The sequence below is a fragment of the Aurantimonas coralicida DSM 14790 genome, from assembly GCF_000421645.1.
Taxonomy (GTDB): Bacteria; Pseudomonadota; Alphaproteobacteria; order Rhizobiales; family Rhizobiaceae; genus Aurantimonas; species Aurantimonas coralicida.
The window spans coordinates 749414-772093 of sequence record NZ_ATXK01000002.1; the positions used below are offsets into that span (position 1 = coordinate 749414).

At 66.1% G+C, this 22680-nt stretch carries 18 protein-coding genes and 1 tRNA gene; 12 read left to right on the forward strand and 7 right to left on the reverse strand.

Translation table 11 applies throughout. The annotated features are described in order from the left end of the window. Positions 1–23: 23 nt before the first annotated feature. Together H536_RS0108200 and mutY are read right to left on the reverse strand one after the other, a co-directional pair. A complete protein-coding gene (locus H536_RS0108200) occupies positions 24–650 on the reverse strand; it encodes an HAD family hydrolase (RefSeq protein WP_024350007.1) in 627 nt (208 codons plus the stop codon). Beyond that, entirely contained in the window at positions 647–1753 is a 1107-nt protein-coding gene (gene mutY / locus H536_RS0108205) for an A/G-specific adenine glycosylase (protein WP_024350008.1), read from the reverse strand. The genes H536_RS0108200 and mutY overlap by 4 nt, the downstream gene beginning before the upstream one ends. Positions 1754–2006: 253 nt before the next feature. On the opposite strand from mutY, the gene H536_RS0108210 reads away from it, so the two are divergent. The 3 genes from H536_RS0108210 to ppdK all read left to right on the forward strand — a co-directional run bounded on the left by H536_RS0108210 (position 2007) and on the right by ppdK (position 6375). Then, positions 2007–2525, forward strand: coding sequence for a DUF721 domain-containing protein (locus H536_RS0108210; RefSeq protein WP_024350009.1), 519 nt, complete (start codon positions 2007–2009; stop codon positions 2523–2525). Positions 2526–2648: 123 nt separating this feature from the next. Then, positions 2649–3422 (forward strand): DsbA family protein, encoded by a 774-nt coding sequence (locus H536_RS0108215; protein WP_024350010.1) that lies wholly within the window; start codon positions 2649–2651, stop codon positions 3420–3422. A gap of 289 nt (positions 3423–3711) precedes the next feature. Next, positions 3712–6375: a pyruvate, phosphate dikinase gene (gene ppdK / locus H536_RS0108220; RefSeq protein WP_024350011.1), complete on the forward strand. Its 2664-nt coding sequence runs from the start codon at positions 3712–3714 to the stop codon at positions 6373–6375. Here ppdK and H536_RS0108225 read toward each other — a convergent pair. Both H536_RS0108225 and H536_RS0108230 read right to left on the reverse strand, forming a co-directional pair. Beyond that, entirely contained in the window at positions 6372–8165 is a 1794-nt protein-coding gene (locus H536_RS0108225) for an SLC13 family permease (RefSeq protein ID WP_081651854.1), read from the reverse strand. The two genes, ppdK and H536_RS0108225, sit on opposite strands and share 4 nt — an antisense overlap. A 183-nt stretch (positions 8166–8348) precedes the next feature. After that, entirely contained in the window at positions 8349–8753 is a 405-nt protein-coding gene (locus H536_RS0108230) for a hypothetical protein (RefSeq protein WP_024350013.1), read from the reverse strand. A gap of 156 nt (positions 8754–8909) precedes the next feature. On the opposite strand from H536_RS0108230, the gene H536_RS0108235 reads away from it, so the two are divergent. Together H536_RS0108235 and H536_RS0108240 are read left to right on the forward strand one after the other, a co-directional pair. After that, complete coding sequence (locus tag H536_RS0108235) at positions 8910–10538, forward strand: fatty-acid--CoA ligase (RefSeq protein ID WP_024350014.1); 1629 nt, start codon at positions 8910–8912, stop codon at positions 10536–10538. Between the two features lie 81 nt (positions 10539–10619). Further along, positions 10620–11540, forward strand: coding sequence for a DUF1499 domain-containing protein (locus tag H536_RS0108240; protein ID WP_024350015.1), 921 nt, complete (start codon positions 10620–10622; stop codon positions 11538–11540). A 36-nt stretch (positions 11541–11576) separates the two neighbouring features. On the opposite strand, the gene H536_RS0108245 is transcribed toward H536_RS0108240, so the two are convergent. Together H536_RS0108245 and H536_RS0108250 are read right to left on the reverse strand one after the other, a co-directional pair. Further along, entirely contained in the window at positions 11577–12479 is a 903-nt protein-coding gene (locus H536_RS0108245) for an MBL fold metallo-hydrolase (protein ID WP_024350016.1), read from the reverse strand. Then, positions 12472–13698: a DUF3616 domain-containing protein gene (locus H536_RS0108250; RefSeq protein WP_024350017.1), complete on the reverse strand. Its 1227-nt coding sequence runs from the start codon at positions 13696–13698 to the stop codon at positions 12472–12474. Before H536_RS0108250 ends, H536_RS0108245 begins: the two co-directional genes overlap by 8 nt. Positions 13699–13968: 270 nt before the next feature. On the opposite strand from H536_RS0108250, the gene H536_RS0108255 reads away from it, so the two are divergent. Both H536_RS0108255 and H536_RS23660 read left to right on the forward strand, forming a co-directional pair. Next, positions 13969–14043, forward strand: a tRNA-Gln gene (locus tag H536_RS0108255). Positions 14044–14152: 109 nt separating this feature from the next. After that, positions 14153–16144 (forward strand): DUF6538 domain-containing protein, encoded by a 1992-nt coding sequence (locus tag H536_RS23660; protein ID WP_081651855.1) that lies wholly within the window; start codon positions 14153–14155, stop codon positions 16142–16144. Positions 16145–16717: 573 nt separating this feature from the next. Here the strand turns inward: H536_RS23660 and H536_RS0108265 are convergent. Beyond that, positions 16718–17215 (reverse strand): hypothetical protein, encoded by a 498-nt coding sequence (locus H536_RS0108265; RefSeq protein WP_024350019.1) that lies wholly within the window; start codon positions 17213–17215, stop codon positions 16718–16720. 612 nt (positions 17216–17827) lie between these two features. Here H536_RS0108265 and H536_RS24295 point away from each other — a divergent pair. From H536_RS24295 to H536_RS0108290, 5 genes are all read left to right on the forward strand, one after another. Further along, positions 17828–18265 carry a hypothetical protein gene (locus H536_RS24295; protein ID WP_205620011.1) on the forward strand — a complete coding sequence of 146 codons (438 nt, stop codon included), beginning with the start codon at positions 17828–17830 and terminating at the stop codon, positions 18263–18265. 144 nt (positions 18266–18409) lie between these two features. Beyond that, positions 18410–19354, forward strand: a complete 945-nt coding sequence (locus tag H536_RS0108275; RefSeq protein WP_155898422.1) for a hypothetical protein — start codon at positions 18410–18412, stop codon at positions 19352–19354. A gap of 2 nt (positions 19355–19356) precedes the next feature. Then, positions 19357–19617, forward strand: coding sequence for a hypothetical protein (locus H536_RS0108280; RefSeq protein WP_155898423.1), 261 nt, complete (start codon positions 19357–19359; stop codon positions 19615–19617). 140 nt (positions 19618–19757) lie between these two features. Further along, positions 19758–21755 (forward strand): ATP-binding protein, encoded by a 1998-nt coding sequence (locus H536_RS0108285; protein WP_244495384.1) that lies wholly within the window; start codon positions 19758–19760, stop codon positions 21753–21755. After that, positions 21752–22660 (forward strand): metallophosphoesterase, encoded by a 909-nt coding sequence (locus H536_RS0108290; protein ID WP_024350024.1) that lies wholly within the window; start codon positions 21752–21754, stop codon positions 22658–22660. The genes H536_RS0108285 and H536_RS0108290 overlap by 4 nt, the downstream gene beginning before the upstream one ends. Positions 22661–22680: the final 20 nt, after the last annotated feature.

The window sequence follows — 22680 nt, forward strand, 5'->3', positions numbered from 1 at the left end:
ACCTCTACTTCACGTCTGACGTTTCAAGGCCTGCCGGCCGCTTCGACCGGCAGGCCTTCTGCTGCCAGTTCCCGGGCGAGCTGGTCCGGGTCGATGAAGTGGATGGCGCTCCAGCCGGCCGCGCGGGCGGCGTCGACATTCGCGCGATTGTCGTCGATGAACAGGGTGCGCTCCGGTGCCAGGTCGAAGCTGCGGGCATGGTGGTCGTAGATCGCCGGGTCCGGCTTGATCAGGCGGATGTCGCCGGACACGGTCACGCCGCGGGTCGCGGTCAGGAACGGGAACTTCGCCTGCGCCTCGCGAAACGTGTCGGAGGCGAAATTGGTCAGCAGCGTCACGTCGACGCCGGCATCGATCAGCCCATGGAGCAGCGCCACGCTGCCCTCATAGGCATGCGGCACCATGCGGTGCCAGTTGCGGCGGAAGGCGCGGATCTCCTCGGCCATCTGCGGATGGCGGGAGATCGCCTCGGCCTCCGCATCCTCCCACGGCCGGCCGCGATCCTGCTCAAGGTTCCAGTCGTGCGAGCAGACCTGGTCGAGGAAGAACTGCCGGCGTTCGTCGGACGGAATGATGTCGCGGAAGGGGATGTGCGGGTCGTAATGGATCAGCACCTTGCCGATGTCGAAGACGACATGCTGGTGGGTCATCGGCTCTGTCTCCGTTTCGGTGTCTCGGCGGGTTCCGGCGGGCTGGCCTCGGCGCGCACCAGCACCTTCTGCATCAGGGTCGGCAAGGCTTCGGCGCCGCGGGCCTCCGGCGGGCACCACCAGCCTTCGACCGGCGGATCGTCGGTGAGTTCGGCCCGGTAGACCTCAAGTTCGAGCCGGAAATGCGTGAAACTGTGCGCCACCGTGCCGCAGAAGCGCCAGTCGGCGGCAAACGGCGCGGCATCGGCGCCGGTCGCGCCGTCGGCCTTGGCGTGCCAGCCGGTGCCCGGCGGTTCGCTCATGCCCTGCAGCATGCCGGGCGCCTCGCGCCGGCGCAGCCAGACCGCGCCGTCCGCCGGCCGCGTCGCGACAAAGGCCGCGCCCTTGCGCTCGGGGACCGCCGCCTTCGGCTTCTTCACCGGAAAGGCTTCCGCACGCCCCTCGGCGCTGGCGCGGCACATGGGACGCACCGGGCAGACCATGCAGGTCGGCCGTTTCGGCGTGCAGATCGTCGCGCCGAGATCCATCATCGCCTGGGCAAAGTCGCCGGGTCGCTCCTGCGGGGTGAGATCCGCGGTGCGCAGCCGGATGTCCTTGCGGGCCTGGGGCAGGGGCGTTTCGATGGAAAACAGCCGGGTGACGACCCGCTCGACATTGCCGTCGACGACGGCCGCCGGCTCGTCGAAGGCGATCGCGGCGATCGCCGCGGAGGTATAATCGCCGATGCCGGGCAGGGTCCGCAGCGCAGTCGCCGTCTGGGGAAAGGCGCCGCCGAACTCCTCCGTGACGCGGATCGCGCAGGCATGCAGATTGCGGGCGCGGGCGTAATAGCCAAGGCCGGCCCATTCGCCGAGAACCGCCGGCTGCGGCGCGGCTGCGAGATCGGCGACATGCGGCCAGCGCGTCGTGAACTTGGCGAAATAGGCCTTCACCGCCGCCACCGTCGTTTGCTGCAGCATGATCTCCGACAGCCAGACCCGGTAGGGCTCCGGCCGGATGCCACGCGCCCGGTCCTGTGGCGACACGCGCCAGGGCAGCACCCGCGCATGGCGATCGTACCAGGCAAGGAGATGATCCGCGAACGGACGGAGATCGGCGGGCATGGGCAGGTTGAACACTCGGTCTGGATGGCGGGCCGGGGATCGGCGGCGAGGCCCGATGCGGGCCGCGTCCTGGGCGATGTAACGGCCCGGCGCGGCGAATGCGAGCCGTCCGTCTGTCGCAAGCAGGTCGGCGTCCGCTCTGGCGACGTCCACGTCGTTTCATGCTATCCGTGCGGCGCGCGGTCCGGTGCCGCGACACGCCCTGTTGCCGCGTGTCGGACCCACGCAGACATCGATCCGGAAAGGTCGTCCCGTGACATCGCCCTATGACCCGCGCGCCAGGCGCCGCACCGGCACCCCGCAACCCGTCGCCGATCTCGTCGGCGGCCTGATGGACCCGATCCTGCGCCGCAAGGCCGGCATGACCACCGGGCTGGTCGCCGCCTGGGGTGAGATCACCGGGCCGGGCCTGCGCGACCTGACACGGCCGGAGAAGCTGGTCTGGCCGGCCCGGCGCGACGAGGGCGACCCCTTCGAGCCGGCGACGCTGGTCATCGCCTGCGAGGCAGCGGCGGCGCTGCGCCTGCAGCACCAGACCGGCGAATTGCTGGCGCGGGTCAACGCCTTCTTCGGCTTTGCCGCCGTGGCCCGGATCAAGATCGTTCAAAAAGCCGTCAACCAGCACCGGCCGGACCGCAAGCCGAAGCTGCGCGATCTCGCCCCCGTCGAGCATCAGCGCGTCGCCGAGATGGTCGCCCGGATCGAGGATCCCCGGCTGCAGAAGGCGTTGCGCGACTTCGCCGAGACCACCCTGCGCCGCTCGAAAGGCTGAGCATCGCACGGTTCGGCCACCGCTGCCCGGCGGCCGCCTGAGACCCGCAGGCATTGGAAATGCCGCATTTCTCCCGTACATCCCGGTGAGAACGCGTTTCTCTTTGCAAGCGAGGCTCCATCGATGACTCATCCGCTGACCGCCCGTACCCGCCTGGCGAAGGCGCCCCGAATTGCCGCCTTCCTCGCCGGAGCCGGGCTGCTTGCGATCGCCGGCTGCACGGACGAGGCGGAGAGCACCGCGGCCAGCGCCGTTCTGCCCAATTCGGGTGCCGTGCTGATGGCCCAGGCCGACACCGCGCCGGCAACCCCCGCGACGCCGGCCGTCGAGGCGCCCGAATCCAGCGGTTCGGTGGATGTCGCCGATCTGATGGCCGAGGGCCCGCTGCCCGACGTGGTGATCGGCGATGCCGATGCGCCGGTGACGATCGTCGAATACGCCTCGATGACCTGCAGCCACTGCGCCGACTTCCACGAGAATTCCTATCCGCAGATCAAGACGGACTTCCTGGACACCGGCAAGGCCAAGCTGATCATCCGCGAATTCCCCTTCGATCCGCGCGCGCTCGCCGGTTTCATGCTGGCCCGCTGCACCGGTGACGACGCCAAGCGCACGGCGATGATCGATGTCCTGTTCAGCCAGCAGGACGACTGGGCCCGCGCCGACAACGCCTCGGCCGCGCTTTTGAAGATCGCCAAGCTCGCCGGCATGAGCCAGGACGAGTTCACCAGCTGCCTGAACGACAAGGAGATGCAGGAGAAGATCGTCGAGATCCAGCAGAAGGGTCAGAACGAATTCGGCGTCAACGCGACCCCGACCTTCTTCATCAATGGCGACAAGTTCTCCGGCGCGCTCAGCGCCGAGCAGATGGCCGCCGCCATCCGCGCCCGCATGTAGGTCCTGGGCCGTCCAGCCTGGCTGGACCCTCGCCTGACCGGCCCGCCGCGGCATCCCTGCCGCGGCGGGCTTTTTTGCGTCGCAGCAATTGGCGGGGCATTGGATTTCTTCTAGACATGAAGGAAGGTTCGCGGGAGGGGTGCGAACCGGCGGGATTGCCGCTCCCGCTTTGCGGCGCGCGATGGCGGGGCGGAAGTCTCCCCGCAGGCGCAGACGCCGCGCCGACCAGAAAAATGACGCGGTCCGCAAAGGACCCGTCGAGCTCGAGGGGGACGGTCGACCGCATTCGATGCCCAAACGGATCTTCACATTCCGGCGCGGAGCGGCCGATCGCACGGCCGACGCGTCCGAGGCCCTGGGGCTGAAGGGTGCCAATCTGGCGCTGCTGGCGTCGCTGGACGTGCCGGTGCCGCCGGGCTTCACCCTCGCCACCTCGGTCTGGCGCGAGGTGCAGAGCGGCGGCGACGGCCTGCCGCAGGAACTGCGCGCCGATCTGCGCATGGCGATCGAATGGCTCGAGGGCGTCACCGGTCGCGGCTTCGACGGCGACACGCGCCCGCTGCTGCTGGCGGTGCGCACCAGCGCCCGCGCCCAGATGCCGGGGCTTGCCGAATCGGTTCTCGATGTCGGCCTCAACGACCGCACGGTGGATATTCTCGCGGCCGAGCTGGACGACCCGGCCTTCGCCTATCGCAGCTATCGTCGCTTCATCGAAAGCTACGCCCATCTCGTGCTGGCGGTCGATCCGGCCGAGTTCGAGGACATTGCCGACGCGGAAGCCGCCGAGGCGGGCTGGACCGAGGAGCCGGGCGACCGGGCCGGCTGGCGCGCGCTGATCGCGCGCTACCAGACCTATCTCGACGCCGAGATCGGCGCCGTCGTGCCGCAGACCCCGCTCGAACAGCTCTCCGCCGTCATCGAGGCCGCCTATGCGACATGGCGCAGTCCGCTGGCGACCTCGCACCGGCTGATCCAGGGCATTCCTGAAAATGCCGGCCTGGCGATCACCGCCCATGCGATGATCTTCAACGAGCATGACCACAATTCCGGCACCGGGCGGGCCGTCTCCCGCGACCTGACCACCGGCGAATCCCGCCTGTCGGGCGAATTCGGGCTGGTGGCACCGCGGGCGCGCGAGATCGGCGAGAAGCCGCCGGTGCTCGATCTCGGAACCCTGTCGGATGGCGACGCGGCCCGCTTTCCGGCGGATCTCGCCGAGCTGACCGAGCATGTGCGCCGCATCGAGGCGCATGTCGGCGATGTCGTCGAGGTCGACTTCATGGTCGGCGACGGCGAACTCTTCCTGATGCAGTCGCGGGTGGCGCGGCGCACGGCGGGGGAGGCGATCCGCATCGCCGTGCAGTTCGTCGACGAGGGGCTGATCAACGAGGCCGAGGCGATCCTGCGCATCAATCCGAACTCGCTCGACGAATTGCTGCATCCGACCTTCGAGCGGACCGCCGACCTCGTCGTGCTGGGCCGCGGCATGCCGGCCTCGCCGGGCGCGGCGACCGGCGAGATCGTCTTCACCTCCGAGCGCGCCCAGGAACTGGCCAACGAGGAACGGCCGGTGATCCTCGTGCGCAACGAGACCTATCCGGAAGACATCCACGGCATGCATGTGGCCGAGGGCGTGCTGACCATCCGCGGCGGCACCACCAGCCACGCGGCGGTCGTCGCCCGCGGCATCGGCCGCCCCTGCGTGACCGGCGCCGGCGCGCTGCGCATCAATGCCGGCACCGCCACGCTGCATGCCGCCGGCAAGGTGCTGCGCGAGGGCGACACCATCACCATCGACGGAACCTCCGGCGAGGTGATCGAGGGGGCCGTGCCGCTGTTGCGGCCGGCGCTGACCGGCGATTTCGCCATGCTGATGGACTATGCCGACCGGGCCCGCCGCATGCGGGTGAGGGCCAATACCGAGACCCCGATCGAGGCACGCTCGGCGCGCGCTTTCGGGGCCGAGGGGATCGGGCTCTGCCGCACCGAGCACATGTTCTTCGAGGGCGACCGGGTGCGTTCGATGCGCGAGATGATCCTCGCCTCGGACGAGACCGGCCGGCGGGCGGCGCTGGAAAAGCTCCTGCCGATCCAGCGCTCCGATTTCACCGAACTCTTCGAGATCATGGCCGGCCTGCCGGTGACGATCCGCCTGCTCGATCCGCCACTGCACGAATTCCTGCCCCAGAGCGACGGCGAGATCGCCGAGACGGCCGCGATGCTGGGCGTCGACGAATCCGTCGTGCGCCAGCGCATCGCCGCCCTGCAGGAGTTCAATCCGATGCTCGGCCATCGCGGCTGCCGGCTGGCGATCTCCTATCCGGAAATCGTCGAGACCCAGGCGCGGGCAATCTTCGAGGCGGCCATCGAGGCCGGCGAGAAGGCCGGCGAGGCGGTGGTGCCGGAAATCATGGTGCCGCTGGTGAGCCTTCGCAAGGAACTCGACTTCGTGAAGGGGCGCATCGACAAGGTCGCGGCCCTGGTCATGGACGAGCGCGGCTGCGAGATCACCTATTCGGTCGGCACGATGATCGAACTGCCGCGCGCCATCGTGCGCGCCGACACCATCGCGGAGATCGCCGACTTCTTCTCCTTCGGCACCAACGATCTGACCCAGACGGTCTACGGCATCTCGCGCGACGACGCCGGCAATTTCCTGTCGACCTATGTCCGCCAGGGCATCATCGAGCGCGATCCGTTCCAGACCATCGACGTCGAGGGTGTGGGCGAGCTGATCGCGCTGGCCGTGGAGAAGGCGCGGCGCACCCGGCCGGACATCTCCCTCGGCGTCTGCGGCGAGCAGGGCGGCGATCCGGCCTCCATCGCCTTCTTCGAGCAGACCGGGCTCGACTACGTCTCCTGTTCGCCCTTCCGCGTGCCGATCGCGCGGCTCGCCGCGGCGCAGGCGACCATCCGCGACGAGCGCTCGCGACGCGGCCGGGCCCGCCGCTAGACGCCGTAGTAGAAGTAGATCGCCACGCAGGTGACGAAGCCGACGATGACGTTCATCGGCACGCCGATCTTCACGAAATCGGTGAAGCGGTAGTTTCCGGCCGCATAGACCAGCGTGTTGGTCTGGTAGCCGATCGGCGTGGCGAAGGACGCCGAGGCGCTGAACATCACCGCCACCACCGCCGCGCGCGGATCCATGCCCAGCGATGTCGCCAGGCTGATCGCCACCGGCGTGACGACGACGGCCACGGCGTTGTTGGTGACGATCTCGGTGAGGATGGACGAGATCGCGTAGATGATCAGCAGCACCAGGAAGGGCGAGGCGCCCTGCAGCAGCGGCTCGACCAGCTCGACCAGAAGCTCGACCGCACCGGCGTTCTGCATGCCGAGGCCGATCGCCAGCATGGCGAAAATCAGGATCAGGATGTCGCCGTGGATCGAGCGCCAGGCTTCGTCGGCATCCAGCACCCGGACCAGCAGCAGCGTCGCGATGGCGACGAAGGCGAGGATCTGGATGCTGGCAATGCCCATGGCCGCCAGCACGACGACCGCCAAGAGCGCGCCGATGGCCAGCGGCGCCTTGCGCCGGCGATAGGGCCGTGCCTCGCTGAGATCGACGCCGATCAGATCGTTGGATTCGGCGATGCGGGCGATGGCGTCGGGCCGGCCTTCCAGCAGCAGGCGGTCGGCCGGGCGCAGCTTGGTGTCGTGCAGCGAGGGGCCGGGCACATGGCGATGGCGCTGCACGCCGAGAATGTGCACGCCGGAGCCGGAGATATCGACGAGCTCGGAAATCTTGCGGCCGATGCCGCGGCGATGCGGCGCAACGGTCGCCTCGACGACGACCCGTTCCTCGTCTTCGGCCGCCGCGGCGGTGACCCGCGCGACGCGGAAATTCTCGTTGGAATGCAGGGTCAGCAATTCCTCGGGCGAGGCGAAGAGGATCACCCGGTCGGCCTTCTGGATCACCACCTCGGCGATCCCCTTGCGGATGGTCTCCGAGCCGCGCCGGATTGCCACCGGGCGGATGCCCCGCGCCGAGAAGGACGTGGATTCGCCCAGCGTCTTGCCGATGGTGCTGGCGCCCTCGCGCACGACGATCTCGGTGAAATACATGTCGGCATCGGAGCCGCCGAGAACGTCTTCGGCGGAGGTGCGGTCCGGCAGCAGCCTGGGACCGACGAACAGAAGGTAGAGGATGCCGGTGATCGCGGTCACGATTCCGATCGGGGTGATCTCGAAGATCGAGAACGCCTCCAGCCCCTGACCGCGCGCGACGCCGTCGACCAGGAGGTTGGTCGAGGTTCCGATCAGCGAGCAGGTGCCGCCGAGAATGGTCATGAAGGACAGCGGGATCAGCAGCTTCGTCGAGCCGACGCCCATCTTGCGCGCCAGCTCGGTCATGATCGGAATGAAGACGATCACCACCGGCGTGTTGTTCATGAAGGCGGAGGCGACGAGGACGCCGATGCCCATGATCGCCAGGGTGATGCGCGGCCGCTTTTCCGCGCTGGTGACCAGCCAGCCGGCCGCCCCCTCGAGCGTGCCGGTTCGCACCAGTGCGCCGGACAGGACGAACATCGCGGCGATGGTGATCGGCGCCGGGTTCTGGAAGACCGAGGTGAACTCGTCGTCCTTGATGTAGCCGAGGACGAGGAAGGACACGGCCCCGCCCGTGGCGATGACCTCCGGCGGATAGAGTTCGAGCGCGAACGCCACGAAGACCAATGCGACGATCGCAAGGGCGATGAATGCGGAATAATCCGTCAGGAAGGCGTCCATGTAACCCATGCAATATTGGTTCAGGAACGCTGATCTGCAGGAGCCCGAGGCTTTTGCAAGGGGCGCGTATGATCAGTCTGGCGATATACTGATCACGCGCTCATCCTGGCCCGCCCAAAGCCCGCCAATGATCGGCCCCGGCCCGCCCGAAACGCCGCGGCGCGACCCCGCGGCGGTCGCCGGAGCGCCGGGTCAGGCCGTGCCTTCGGGCCTGACCGAGCCGAAGGGCAGGTCGTCGCGGATGCGGGTCAGGACGCCGACAAAGGCACGGGCAAATCCGCGCAGGCGCTCGTCCACCTCGTCGTCGTCCGGCACCCGGATCTCGGTGCCCTCGTCGTTGAGGACCGCGAAGGCGATCCGGTCGCGGTTCTGGCTCTCGACCCGGACCGCGGCGATGCGCGAGACATTGTCGAGCGTCCCGTCGGCCGGCATGTCGAAGAGGAATTCCCCGCCCACGCTGCCGGCGGCCGCGCGCACGCAGTCGGCGAAGTCGATCTCGGTCAGGTCCTGCATGTCGAGGGCCAGCTCGAACTCCACGGCGCTGAAGCTGTCGCCGTCGACGTCCGGCACTGCGACGGTCTGTTCTGCAATCTGCATGGCACCACCACTCAATCCGTTCGTCCCTTGCCGGCGATGGTCACGCGGCGAGACGGCTGAACTATGGCAGGGCGCCTTTTGCATGCTGGACATCGGGCCCGGCTTTTCCGATTGTCGCGCGGGGCCATGTCTCGGCCCGCAGTCAGGGAGGACGGAATGCAGGGTTTGATGCAGCAGTGGCCGCTGCTTTGTTCGAAGGTGATCGACCACGCCGCGACCTATCATCCGCTACGCGAGGTGGTGAGCCGCTCGGTCGAAGGGCCGATGCATCGGACCAATTACCGCGAGGTGCGGGCCCGGGCCATGAAGCTGGCGCAGCGGCTCGACCGCGAGGGGATCAAGCTCGGCGACCGCGTCGCGACGCTGGCCTGGAACACCTGGCGCCATCTGGAATGCTGGTACGGCATCGTCGGCATCGGTGCGATCTACCACACGCTGAATCCGCGGCTGTTCCCCGAGCAGATCGCCTGGATCATGAACGATGCCGAAGACCGCATCATCTTTGCTGACGTCACCTTCATGCCGATCCTCGAGGCCATCGCGCCGAACGTGCCGAGCCTCGAGAAGATCGTCGTCCTGACCGACGCCGCGAACATGCCCGAGACCAAACTCGCCAATGTCGTTGCCTATGAGGAGTGGCTGGCCGAGGCCGACGGCGACTTCGCCTGGAAGGAGTTCGACGAGAACACCGCCGCGGGCATGTGCTACACCTCCGGCACGACGGGCAATCCGAAGGGCGTCCTTTACTCCCATCGCTCCAACCTCTTGCATTCGATGATCGCCCAGCAGCCCGACGCCATGGGCCTGTCGTCGCGCGACCGGGTGCTGCCGATCGTGCCGCTGTTCCACGCCAATGGCTGGGGTCTCGCCTTCTCCTGCCCGATGGCCGGCGCCGCGATGATCATGCCGGGCGCCAGGATGGACGGCGCGTCGGTCTACGAGATCCTGACCAACGAGAAGGTGACCTTCAGCGCCGCCGTGCCGACCGTCTGGCTCATGCTGCTGCAGCATCTGGAGAAGGTCGGCGGCGAACTGCCGGACCTCAAGAAGGTCGTCATCGGCGGGTCGGCCTGTCCGCGCGCCGTGACCCAGAAGTTCCAGGAAGTCTACGGCGTGCAGGTCATCCACGCCTGGGGCATGACCGAGATGAGCCCGCTCGGCTCGCTCTGCACCATCAAGCCGGAATATCAGGACCTGACCGGCGACGCGCTGCTCGACATCGAGGAGAAGCAGGGCCATCCGCCCTTCGCCGTCGAGATGAAGGTCACCGACGACGAGAATGTCGAGCGGCCCTGGGACGGCAAGACCTTCGGCCGGCTGAAGGTGCGCGGCCCGGCGGTCGCCTCGTCCTACTACAAGGGCACCGGCGCGGAGGCCTTCGACGAGGACGGCTGGTTCGACACGGGCGACGTCGCCCATATGGACCAGCACGGCTACATGCAGATCACCGACCGCGCCAAGGACGTGATCAAGTCCGGCGGGGAATGGATCTCGACCATCGACCTGGAAAACCTCGCCGTCGGCCATCCGGACGTCGCCGAGGCCGCGGTGATCGGTCTCGCCCATCCCAAATGGGACGAGCGCCCGCTGATGGTCATTGTGCGCAAGGAAGGTCGCAATGTCTCCCGGGAGGACATCCTCGCCTATCTGGAAGGCAAGATCGCCAAATGGTGGATGCCCGACGACGTCGCCTTCGTCGACGAGATCCCGCATACGGCGACCGGCAAGATCCAGAAGATGACGCTGCGCGACCAGTTCCGCGACTATCGCCTGCCGACCATCTGATCGGGTGACGGACGCCCGGGCGGTCTTTCTGCCGCCCGGGCTTTCCTCTATGTTCGCGGAACCCCTGCCAAGGTCCCGCCCATGAATTCGATCTACGGACGCCTGCCGGTTTCCGGCCACTATCTTCAGAAGCGGCTGCGCTTCGCCGGGCTCGCCCGCGGGCTCGCCGCCTTCGCCATCGCGCTGATGGTGGCGGCGGTGGTGTTCTATCGCCTCGGCTGGATCGTGCCCCAGGCGCTGATCGGCCTGCTGCTGCTGGTCGGCGGTCTTGCCGCGCTTGCTCTCGTGGTGGCCTGCTACGGCCTGCTGCGCGTCTGGTTCGCCGGCGTGCGCGGTGGGCACAAGGTGTTCGCCGGCTTCGTCCTGTCGCTGATCGCGCTGTCCCCCTTCGCCACCGGCGCCTATCTCGCCCGCGTCAATCCGCAGGCCAATGCCGCCTATACGGACGGCTTCGCCCCCGAGGCCACCGCCGCGCCGGCGCTGGCGCCGGCGACCGCCCCGGCATCGGCCTTCGCCGCGCCGACGGAGATGCCCAGCGTGGTGCCGGGCCGGCGTTATCTCGCCGATGCCCCGCGGGTCTACCAGGCCGCGCGCACGGTTCTGGCCGATCACGGCTGGACGGTTGGCGAGGTCATCGTCGGCGACCCGGCACTGGCGGGAGCGGAGGCGGAGCGGCAATCCGACGATCTCGGCGTCAGCACCGGCGCGGTCCCGCTGCCGACGCCGCGGGCCGGCATCGACGCGATGGTCGCCGATGACGGGCTCGACCGTCCCGACAGCGACCAGTACCGCGTCGCGGCGGTGGCGCGCGACCGCCTGTTCGCCCTGCCGAGCGACGTGACGATCCGGCTGGTGCAGGAGGGCGGGGAGACCTTCGTCGACCTGCGCGCCGTCTCGCGCGCCACAGGGCTGGATCTCGGCCAGAACCGCCGCTTCATCGAGGCGTTCCTGGCCGATCTCGATCTCGCCATGTCGGGTCTGGAAACCATCGACGCCGGCTGAGCAAGGTCGCAGACGCGGCCCCGCGGCCCCGCGGTCTCAGGCGGCGGTGTAGGTCGTCGCCAGTGTCGGCGGCCCGTCGCAGGCGACGACGCCGCGCGCGACCAGATCTTCCATGTGCGCCAGCACCGACAGGCCGGCCGCCCCGTGCAGGCGGATATCCACCGTCTTGTAGAGCGCCGCGACGATCTCCGGGATCGTCCGGTCGCCATCGGCGAGGCGCCTGACGATCGCGGTCTCGCGCATGCGGCGATGGCCGATCAGCCCGCGCACGAAGGGTTTGGGCGCGGCGATGACGCCGCCATGACCGGGCAGATAGAGCTGGTCGTCCCGCGCTGTGAGGCGCTCGAGCGACGCCATGTAGTCGCGCATCGCCCCGTCCGGCGGCGCGACGATGGAGGTCGACCAGCCCATGACGTGATCGCCGGAGAAAAGCACGCCGTCCTCGCCGACGGCGAAGGCCAGATGATTGGCGCAATGGCCCGGCGTCGCGACGACGGAAACCGGCAGGCCGCCGAGCGTCAGCTGCTCGCCGTCGGACAGGATCCGGTCGAAGGCGAGATCGGTGTCGCCGGCCGCTTCCAGCCGGTGAGCCTCGCCGTCGCGCAGCGGGCGCGAGGCGCGGTGCGGTCCGCCGCCGACGATCGGCGCTCCGGTGAGGGCGGCCAGTCGCCGCACGAGGCCGGTATGGTCGCGATGGGTATGGGTGAGAAGGATCGCCTCGACCGGCCGGCCGGCGATGGCCGCGACCAGCGCGTCCAGATGGGCGTCGTCGTCCGGTCCGGGATCGACCACGAAGCAACCGTCCCGCCCGGCGACGTAGCTGTTGGTGCCGGCAAAGGTGAAGGCGCTGGGATTGTTGGCCGTTACCCGACCGATATGGGCGGCGACCGGGACCAGCCGGCCATAGGCGGGATCGAAATCCGTCTGGAACTCAGGCATGTTGGCGCGATCGGGCCTTTCGCTTCTTGCCGCCCTTCTTCGCCGCCGGGGCAGGGCGATCGGATTGCGCCGCCGCTTCGGCGATCTCGAACAGATCCGTCGTCAGGCGGCGAAGGGCGGCGTCGGTCCGCGTTTCGTGCGGCGAGTCGTACGCCACCAGCAGCCTGTCCTGCCCGTCGATCCCGATCGTGGCAAGGCCCTCGGCATGATCGGAGCCGCGGATCACCGGCAGGTCGAGGATCCGCGCCAGGAGCCCGGCCTGGTAGACCGGCCGGCCCGGATCGTAGTCGTCGATGACCACCACCGACTGCATCTCCTCCAGATCGGTCGTCGCGCCGGTGAGGATCAGCAGCCGGTCGTCGCGCCATTCGAGGTCGCGGATCGCCTGTCCGTCGAGATCGACGGCCTGCAACTGGTAGCGTTGGCCGTTCTCCAGCTTGCGGGGCTTGAGGGCGCCGGATCCGGTTTCCTTCATCTCCAGCCGCACGATCATCGCATGGCCGCCGATCACCGGCCCGCGCAGGCCGAGAAGCACCGTGTCGCCCTGGACGGCCAGACCCTCGATGTCGAGGCCGTTCTCCTTGCAGGGATGGTCGACGAAGGGGCCGATCAGCGCATCCTTTGACAACATCTTGCGGATCGGCGTCCTGGACGATTTCGACATCTTCACCATCGCCGCGCGCCGGCCCGGCACGCCGTCCAGCGCATCGATGGCCGCGACCGGCTCGAAGACCCCGTCGCCGCGATCGATCAGCGGCACCCGGCCGAGAAAGCCCCGGTTGGGGTCCCAGTCGATGTCCTCCATGTCCGCCAGGCCACCCTCTTCGGGGTCGTCGCGCTTCAGCGAATGGGAGCCGCAGATCCACAGATAGCCATCGGCGATCGCCAGGCCTTCGATGTCCATCTCGCCGGACGGCCCGTCGGGCAGGTCGAAGGCTTCGCCGAGCGGGAAATTCGCGTGCCCGGCGGCGTTCGTCCCGGCCTCGTCGAGCACCACGCGCTCGATCGTCGCGGTCTCGTCGCAGGTGCAGAAGATCGACCGGCCGATGACCGCCAGCGCCGAGACGTCCTCCCAGATCGGGTCGTGGACATGGGCCAGCTCATCGATTGCGCGGAAGGTGAGATCGACGGTGCCGGACCGCGACCGGTCAAGGGCCATGGACTTGTCGATCGCGGTTGCCTCGGCGGCGGGCAGGCGGGGGCGCCGGTTCTTGGCCATGACAGCGTCTCGTCGTTGCGGATGCTCGAGGACATCGCGCGGGGAGCGCCGCAAGCAAGGGCGCAGGCGATCATCGCGTGGGACGACGGTCGGCAAAGGGGCTGCCGGCCCCGGCCACCGGGCCGCGGGCATGGCGCCACACCCGCCATCGCAGCCGGCCGAAACCGCCCCGATCGTCCGGCGACAATCCGGCGCGCCGCACCGCGTGCGAACCCCGTCACGGGTCGTTGCATGGACGCTGGCCAGAGGCTATAGGACCGCCATGCGCCTTGGGGCGTCGCCAAGTGGTAAGGCAGCGGCTTTTGGTGCCGCCATTCGCAGGTTCGAATCCTGCCGCCCCAGCCAGAACAATTTAACCCGTTGAAATCGTTGACCTGAAAAGCCGGGCTGGGAAAGTGTTTTCCCTGCTGGGACACACGACTGTGGCACAACCGTATGACACGGAGTGTGGGAAATGGGGATTGCGACAGGTCTCGAACGTCGCGGCGCAGTTTACTACTGGCGAAAGCGGTTGCCTGAATATCTCGCAGAGCGAATCGGGCTGACACATGTTAGGTTGAGCCTTCGAACGAAAGACGTTCAGACGGCGCGATTTCTTGGCGCGTGTTTGAACGCCAAGGCTGCAGATCTTCTCATGACCCAGTTGATGAGCATCACAGAGCACGAGCTCAAAGAGATTTTTCGGATCACTTTCGAGCAGCACCGCCAAAAACTCACGATGCTAGCGAATTTCTCGCGCGACGAACGAAGCTTTTCCGCTGCAGTACATATTGCTGATGAAGAGGCGAAGGGTTGGGCTTTCTGCATTTTCTCTAAGAAAGGACCGCATGCGACAATCGATGACGAAGATCGGCAACGCTTCCGCGAAAAAGGTTTGTCCGAGGATGCCATAGAGCGTATCGAAGCAGCTGTTGATGATATGAGTTCGAACGGCGAGTCTAAACCTTCAGAAGCCCGCCTGATGAGAAACGTCGAAGCGGTTGGAGCTAAAGTCACTGCAGGTACGATGGCGACCGCGAGGCCGATTTATCTGCAAGCAATGGGGGAAGCTCTCTTGCTCGCAAGAAAGCGCTACCAAGAGGATCCTCTCGATTTCGCGTCACTAGTAGCCTCCTGCGATTCTTCCGCTACCAGCTTGGTTGTTGCGACGGAAAGCCAACTTTCAATAGACGGTGTTAACAGCGATACGCAGCGCACTAACCGAGATGACCCCGATGGAGGGAAGGCTTTCATGGGGGGCGGCGCTGCAGTTACAGATCCTTACGCGGCTACAGATGCGAGGATAAATGCATCGACCATCGAAGCAGTCGGCACAGAGCTGATTGCAAAGCGATGCACTGATCAGCGGTGGGACCCTAAGACCGCCCGGCAAGCTCGGATGATATTCGACCTCTTCGGTCGATTCCTCAGGGAGGAAGCCAACGTCTCTTCGATATCCGATATCAAGCAGAACCACCTGGACGCGTTTGAGAAGTTTCTCCGTCAGCTCCATAAGTCGTACGGAAAAAGCCCTAAGGATCGGAAGAGCTCAATAAACGAGTTGCGACGTGACAGTGAAATGCGGGCGAAATCTGATCGTGGGCTTACCGGCGCTACGCGGAATCGTCATCTCACGTTTATCAATCAGTTGATTCGTCGGGCAAAATCTTCCGGAATAGAAGTCAATGCGCAGCTCGATCTCACAGAATTGCGCTCTCCCAAGAACGGGCGTAGTCGAAATGATCGGCCGATACCTAGGATCTCACAGGTTGAGACGTTCTTCAAGCAACCAGTTTTCACCGGCTGCGCGGATTGGGATAACCTCGAGGATTCGGGTGCAAATATATTCCATAGAGCGGCCTATTTCGGTCCAATGATCGCGCACTATCAGGGGATGAGAAGAGAGGAATATTGCGGTCTGGCGGTTGATGACGTCATCATCGACAACGGGGATGTGCCGTATATCCATGTCTGCGAGAACGGATTTCATCGCCTGAAAAATTCGCAATCGGTTCGCAATCTCGCTCTGCACCCTGAGCTCATTCGCTTGAATTTTCTTGAGTATCTCCAAACCATTAGAAGCCTTGGCTATGTGAGGTTGTTTCCGGATCTGTATTCAGCATCAAGCAAAAGCCCGCTCGGAGACCGCATGTATGATGAGCTTACGCCTGCGATGCGAAAAAGCGGGGTCACCCCTCATCAAATCCGACATTTCTTCAACAATGATCTCAAGCAGAAGCGAGTTTCTGCGGAGTTTAGGGCGGACCTTATGGGACACGGGGGAACAACCGAGACGACAGAACGTTATTGCAACCCCATTGACGTAAGTGTGCAGCAGGAAGATCTGGCCAAAGTGGCAGTCGTAACGTCGCATCTGTCACCCGCCCCTGTGCAGCTTGTTCCGTGGGTGATGCGCAATGAAATGGCGCCTTGGAGCAAAGCGGCGCGTGATGCGCGCAGCACGTGACGTCGGAAGTTGCCGAGCGTTTGAAGGGGTTGAGATGCGCAATCTCCGACATCACGCGTCTGGATCGTTCCGCTGCTGCGTCCGGCGAAGGATAATACGGAGCGCCATGCCTTTGCTGACTGGCATCAAACGGTGTTGGGCATGGCGACTTCCGTTCAGTAGCACCAGCCCGCTCCTTAGCTGCATCGACTACGGTTCCTAGTCTTCATGAGGGACGTTTGAAGGACGATGAGAACCGTTGATGCAGACAAGGGTATTAAGCGGATAGATCCCCGCGGCGAACTCTGCCGAACCCGCGCCAGCGACGCTTTCGCTGTAATGTTAAGCAAGCAGATGCTAGCCGTGGCGCGAGTCAGGAGGTTCGGCAAGAGCGCGATTTGGCGCTGGATTCCTTAGACGGCAGCCGCCGACGCGACAATTGAACCGCGCTTTGGTGAGGGGGCGTTCGAGCGACTGCATGCCTATTGCATGCGGATCGATCGCCCGATCAGAGCAACGTTGGAAAAGGGCCTCTAGCGCCTTCCTCGGTGGAAACTTAGCCTGGCCCGCAAACAGCGGATCCCGCGGCACAGCTCACCTCCTTCCGATGAAGCTCCAGACCAGCCTTAATCTGAACCGGAGACCAGCTGAGGCCTTGAGGTCGTGGCGCACTAGCTTTGCAACCAACGCAAGCGTACCGGCCCGTTGTTTATCGGGCATAGCTGCCAGGCGATTGACAATGTCGGCGAGATTTTCATCCGCCGCGAGTGCTCTCAGCGTCTCCGGGCGTATGGTCTGCGCGGGGCCGTCCGCGGCGTTTCCCTCAGCGTCTGCGACTGAGTGCTCCATAGCCGTGACAACAGCCTCGATGATCTCGCGACCGGCGGCCGACCGGTCGACCAACATTGCGGCCGCCTTGGCGGTCCGGCGCGTGTCGTCATCATTTGTGAGATAGAGATTGAGCTGCCGCTTCTTGGGCGGTGCTTCGTTCTGATTGGTGGGGACGCGCGCGTCCCGCGAAGCACGGATCCAGGCGCGTACATCCTTGAGGCCAGCAGCCCGAAGGTCCCTGTTCCTGATCGAGCGTCCCAAGACCGCTCCTGCAGTGTGATCAGTGGGAGCAGCAGCAGCCGCCTTATCGCCTGTTGCCAAGTTGTTGGTCCTCATCACGTATCGCGATTCTAGAACATTCTAGAATCGCCGATCTGGAGATAAGTGGCGGCAGACCGCATGCACCGCAACGTCTGGGCGGTACCGTGTCGGTCTTATCTTAACAGGCCAAGCTTGTTATAAATTGGAAGTGACGCGGACAGATCGAAGATGTGGTTGCGGCATCTATCCAAGCAGCTATGAGGCATCGGCTCCCTCAAATGATATTCAAATGCCGAGCGTTTACCGTAGAATCTCGACTGCTTCCGGCATTTACTTGTCATCCACGATTTCGCGCCAATATCGCTGATACGTCCGCAATCACGCGGTCGCAACATCGGTCGGAATGCAGGTAGCTGGTAGAGCGGCTACCGGAGGAGTTGGAGCTCCCCCAGCAGCCTGACCATCACTGACTCAGGTAAGGAGATCAGAATGGCTCACACTGTGATGCCGCGCACCCGTGCGTCTTGCAATACCCCTATCACGTCCATCCGTCCGCTCCTTCAGCATCAGGCAAGCCTGGCGCCGAGGCCTGACGTTTCACGCCATGCCGTGTTGCTCGCCGACATCGCCTCCGCGCAGCACAATCGCATCGAGCCCGGCGATGAGCCGCCGGTCGTCCCAGCAGTATTTGCCGGCGCGGCGGTGCCCAGCGTCTCGAAGGGCAGGGCGGGCCCTCCCAACGCTCCCTGCGAACTGGAACGCTCGCCGGCGGCCGCTCCGCGTCCTGTCCCTGATGAGCGCGTCCCCGACGCACGAGCGACCGCGTCCGTCTCCACGCCGTTCGGCCCGGTGTTCTCTGCCAACGAGATCACCGCGACGCGGTGGCTGCTGAAGACGCTCAGCGACGAGCAGCTGTTTCTGGTCCCGCCTGAGGGGATCAATGCCCCCGGCTGCGTCATCGACGACGGTCTGCTGACCAGGCTCGCCCGGATCCGCGTGATCTGCAGGGTCGACGCAGGCCCGTTCGGCATCCTCGTCACCTCCGCCTAGACAGCCGACGCTGACCATCCCGCCATGCGGGGTGGCCGACGCGCGATCGTCACGTGTCGCGTGTCGATCGGCGCTGCTCTCGCTCATCCCATCATTCCAGACACGTCGTCCGCCGATCGTCATCGCGGATGCGGAGGAACCGCTATGCCCAGAACCAGCAAACTTGGAACCAGCAAACCAGACGGCCGCCGCTCACGGCAGGCCAAGGATGAACCCCGCACCGCGTCGACACCGGAAGCGCGCGTGCAAAAGCTCGCGCTCGACATCGTCGCCAAGGCGGCGAAGGCCGCTGCAAGTCCGACCCCCGAAGATCCATGCTTCGGTGCATGGACGCCGTTGCAGGCCTTCGGGCTTTCGGTCACGACTCGCACAGGGCAGGCGCTGCCGGGCGTCATCGCCATCGGCCTTGAAGCCGATCCGCGGCTGAAGGTGCTCCAGGAAACGCGCCTGCCCATCACAGCAACCGCACTCTCCATCGGCGACCAGGACACGGCCAGGGATGTCGTCCTCGGCGATGACGATCGCACCGTCCGGTACCTTGCGGTCGATCTTATCGTCATCGACCGGACCACCGGTCATGCGACGTTGCTCGACGTCAAGCGCGGCAGTGCGCTCTATTCCTCGCGGGGGCGCCTCGATCTCTGCACTGCCATGGCTGCCTGCGCGCTCACCGCGCCTGCCGCCCTTCGCCGGATCAACGTCTCGATCGCCACGGCGTCATGGGGGATCATCGACCTTGGAGGGGCTGCCGGTTTTGCCGAGGACCGCTGCGTGTCCGGCGCCAAGATCGACACGTTCTTCGATGTCCCCATCACGCCCCTGATCGAGCTGTTCAACCAGACGATCGCGACGGGTTACTCGGCCGAGATGCAGCGATTGGTCGGCCGAGTGTTTGACACGCCGGATGTGACACAAGGCGGCGCGGACGAATGGACCGAGAGCGATGGCCAGACATCGAGGGAGCTCACGGTCAGGTCGGTCGGTTGCGCTCCCCGTCTGCCGCAGCGCCTGATCGGTCCGCATGAACGCCGTCGGCTGGCACTGGTGTCTGGAAGCAGCAGTCGCTCCCGGAAACGGGGTCGGACATGACCATGGTGCCGTTTGCCCGAGGCGACCGGCAGGGTTCGCGCGAGAGGCGGGGGCGCGATCCGGCTGCGGTCTCGGCGCGGATCTGCGCCATGCCGGCGTCCACCCTGGTGGCCTACACGATCCGCCGCAGCCGCGCCGGTGCGGCGCGCGGCGAGATCGCGTCGCTGATCGGTCGACTTCGCCAGGTCGATGATCCAACGGCCGCTGTCCTTGCCGATCATCTCGAGCAGTTGCGGCGCATCCGGATGAGGCAGACGCCGTGACCAAAGGCGCCACCGGATAGCACTGCGTGATGTGCCGTCACACCAAAGGGGAGGGCGCTGCCCTCAGCGCTCTCCTCCCTCTCCGATCACAGCAACCGGCGTGCCGTGCCGACCGGCCCGAAGACGCGAGGAAGGCCCCGATGCCGACAGATCTGCGAACAGGCTTCGAACAGCTGCGCGAGCGCGCGCGAAGGGAACAATACGTCATGCAAGGCGAACTGGAAGACATCGCGGATTCGGGTTCGCACAGGGATCGGATCGTCGGGGCGCTGAGCCCGTCCGCGCGCCTGTTGTTCGATGCCATCGACGGCAACGTGGCGGCCGCCACACGCTCGCGAGGCGAGCGGACGCTCCTCGTCACCGTCAGGGTGTTCTCGTCTGAGTGGCTCGATACGGCGCGGCAAGCGGTGAAGGCGTCGATCCGCGCCGCATGGCCCGATCAATACCTGACGATCACCGTTTTGACGGCGACGTCCGAGAGCCGGCTCGAGCACGGCTATCCGTTCGAGCTTCAGCGTCTGCCCGAGATGCTGGCCGAGGCGTCACCCTGCCTCTGCCTCTTTCCGCCTGACCATGAACCGCAAGAGATGCTGCGCGCCATCTCGGATGCTGTGGTCGAGATCGCCGATCCTGCACGCGAAGATATCGAACGCCTGCTCGGCCTGGGGGACGCGTTGCCCCATCTGCCGGACGGCACGATGGGCTCGGCCTACCGGCCGCTCGAACTCGACTTTGCGGTCGGGCGCGGCCGCTCCCCTGCCGAGCGTCTGCGCCTGCTGCAGGAGATCCGTGAACTGCGGCTGGCGGATGAGGCACGCGAGGGTGCTGGACGCTCTGGCGCAAGCGTGGAAGCGCGGCCGCGCATCGAAGACCTGCATGGCTACGGCGACGCCGGGCGATGGGCCCTGCAACTCGTTGCCGACCTGTCCGCCTATCGTAAGGGCACGATCGGCTGGGAGGACGTCGATGCCGGTGCTCTCTTCGTCGGGCCGCCCGGGACGGGCAAGACCCTGCTGGCCCAGGCCATCGCGAACTCTGCCGGCGTCCACTTCATCGCCACCTCATATGCCCAATGGCAGTCGAACAGGTCCGGTCATCTGGGGGACGTCACCAAGGCCATTCGTGCCGTGTTCGAGGCGGCCGCGAAGAACCTGCCGGCGATCGTCTTCATCGACGAGATCGACACCGTCCAGGGCCGCGGCGGATCCGACAGGTCCGCCGACGCCTGGTTCACGGCGATCGTTACCTGCCTCCTGGAATGTTTGGACGGGATTGGCCGTCGCGAAGGCGTCGTGGTCATCGCGGCCTGCAATGACGATGCGAACCTCGATGCGGCGCTCCTCCGGTCGGGACGTCTCGACCGGCGGTTCTGGATCGACCTCCCGGACGAAGCATCATTGGCCGGCATCTTCCGCCACCATCTTGGCGACGGCATCGACCCGTCCGCAATCGATCGGGTCGCGACGCTGTTTGCCGGAACGCTGTCGGGCGCCGATGTCGTGCGCATTGCCCGCGATGCACGGCGTTGGGCGCGGCTTGCAGGCCGGCCCCTCCAGACCGAGGATCTGATCGCGGTTGCGGTTCCCGGCGACGAGCGTGCGCCGGCTGTCCGCCGGCGCATTGCCATCCATGAGGCTGGCCACGCCGTTGCCCGCATGAACTTCGGGCAGGTGCCGACATCGCTTTCGCTCGTCGAGACGGAACACAGCGGCGGCGCCGTTGTCTTCGATGTCGACGAGGCGTCGTTCGAGGGCCTTCCCGGTGATGTCGTCAAGGAAGCGGTCTGCATGCTGGCCGGTCGTGCCGCCGAAGAGGTTATCCTCGGTTCGCCCTCAGCAGGTGCCGGTGGCTCTGCCAGTTCCGACCTTGCCCAGGTGACCCGCATCGTTGCGAACGCGGAGACCTCCCTCGGGTTCGGCGGCACGCTCGTGCATGGCGCACAGATCGACGGCGCGGCGGTCCACCGTCGGCTGGCACGGCTCTATGCCGAGACGATCGTTCTCGTACGCCGGCACCGGGCCGCGATCGAGGCGCTGGCCCATCTTGCGCTCAAGCGGCGTGTTCTCGGACGGGCGGCACTCGCAGAGTTCGCAAGGGGCCACGGCTTCATGGATCCTGACCATGGAGGGCCCGCATGACCCGGCTGCTCGTCCTGTCCGACCTTCACCAGAATGACGGCGGCCGCTCCTTCGATCCGGCAACCGAGATCACCACGCCGTTCGACATTGCGGTCGTTGCGGGCGACTGCGCTGGCAGGCTGACGGCCTCGCTTACCTGGCTGGGAGAGCGGTTTGCCGGCGTGCCGACGATCTATGTCCCCGGCAATCACGACTGGTACCGCGATGGCTCGGCGTATGGCTTCACCGTCGAGGACGAGCTTCAGGCGGGCCGCGATCTGGCAGCCAGGCTCGGGATCACGCTCCTGTCCGACGAGGCCGCGACGATCGGGGGCGTGACATTCCTCGGCGCAACATTGTGGACCGATCTGCGGTCGGACTCCCACGTCAGCCGCGCGCAGGCCCATGCGGCAGCAAGACGTGGGATGAACGACTACCGCTGCATCCACCGCGCCTCGTCAACCCGGCGCTCGCGGCGGATCACGCCCGCAACCACGCTCGCCTGGCACCGTGCCTCATGCCGGTTCCTCGGCGACGCGTTCGCCCGTGGCATCGATCCACGCCGTACAGTCGTGGTGACGCATCATGCGCCGAGCCTGCGCTCCCTGGCGCTTCCGCATGACCCGCTGGACCATTGCTACGCGTCGGACCTCGAGCCTGCGATCGAGACGTGGCGGCCACCGATCTGGATCCACGGGCATATCCATGCGGCCCGCGACTACAGGATTGCGGAAACGCGGATAGTCGCGAACCCGCTTGGCCGTGCCGACGAGGCGGCGGGGTTCGATGCGAACCGGGTGGTCGAAGTGGCATGCCGACCAGGCCACAGCCGAAGCTTATGCCCTGCTTGTGACTTCTCCGTTCTTAACCGCGCCCGAAAGCCAATAGTGGAGGGTAACGCCCAAATTCCGGGAACGCAGATGTGAAACAACAAAACACTTTTCTC

What these genes read in the sequence shown, in the direction of transcription:
- H536_RS0108200 (WP_024350007.1), bottom strand. Translation starts at nt 650, where the DNA reads ATGACCCACCAGCATGTCGTCTTCGACATCGGCAAGGTGCTGATCCAT.
- mutY (WP_024350008.1), bottom strand. Translation starts at nt 1,753, where the DNA reads ATGCCCGCCGATCTCCGTCCGTTCGCGGATCATCTCCTTGCCTGGTAC.
- H536_RS0108215 (WP_024350010.1), top strand. Translation starts at nt 2,649, where the DNA reads ATGACTCATCCGCTGACCGCCCGTACCCGCCTGGCGAAGGCGCCCCGA.
- ppdK (WP_024350011.1), top strand. Translation starts at nt 3,712, where the DNA reads ATGCCCAAACGGATCTTCACATTCCGGCGCGGAGCGGCCGATCGCACG.
- H536_RS0108225 (WP_081651854.1), bottom strand. Translation starts at nt 8,165, where the DNA reads ATGGGTTACATGGACGCCTTCCTGACGGATTATTCCGCATTCATCGCC.
- H536_RS0108230 (WP_024350013.1), bottom strand. Translation starts at nt 8,753, where the DNA reads ATGCAGATTGCAGAACAGACCGTCGCAGTGCCGGACGTCGACGGCGAC.
- H536_RS0108235 (WP_024350014.1), top strand. Translation starts at nt 8,910, where the DNA reads ATGCAGGGTTTGATGCAGCAGTGGCCGCTGCTTTGTTCGAAGGTGATC.
- H536_RS0108240 (WP_024350015.1), top strand. Translation starts at nt 10,620, where the DNA reads ATGAATTCGATCTACGGACGCCTGCCGGTTTCCGGCCACTATCTTCAG.
- H536_RS0108245 (WP_024350016.1), bottom strand. Translation starts at nt 12,479, where the DNA reads ATGCCTGAGTTCCAGACGGATTTCGATCCCGCCTATGGCCGGCTGGTC.
- H536_RS0108250 (WP_024350017.1), bottom strand. Translation starts at nt 13,698, where the DNA reads ATGGCCAAGAACCGGCGCCCCCGCCTGCCCGCCGCCGAGGCAACCGCG.
- H536_RS23660 (WP_081651855.1), top strand. Translation starts at nt 14,153, where the DNA reads ATGGGGATTGCGACAGGTCTCGAACGTCGCGGCGCAGTTTACTACTGG.
- H536_RS0108275 (WP_155898422.1), top strand. Translation starts at nt 18,410, where the DNA reads ATGCCCAGAACCAGCAAACTTGGAACCAGCAAACCAGACGGCCGCCGC.
- H536_RS0108280 (WP_155898423.1), top strand. Translation starts at nt 19,357, where the DNA reads ATGGTGCCGTTTGCCCGAGGCGACCGGCAGGGTTCGCGCGAGAGGCGG.
- H536_RS0108285 (WP_244495384.1), top strand. Translation starts at nt 19,758, where the DNA reads ATGCCGACAGATCTGCGAACAGGCTTCGAACAGCTGCGCGAGCGCGCG.
- H536_RS0108290 (WP_024350024.1), top strand. Translation starts at nt 21,752, where the DNA reads ATGACCCGGCTGCTCGTCCTGTCCGACCTTCACCAGAATGACGGCGGC.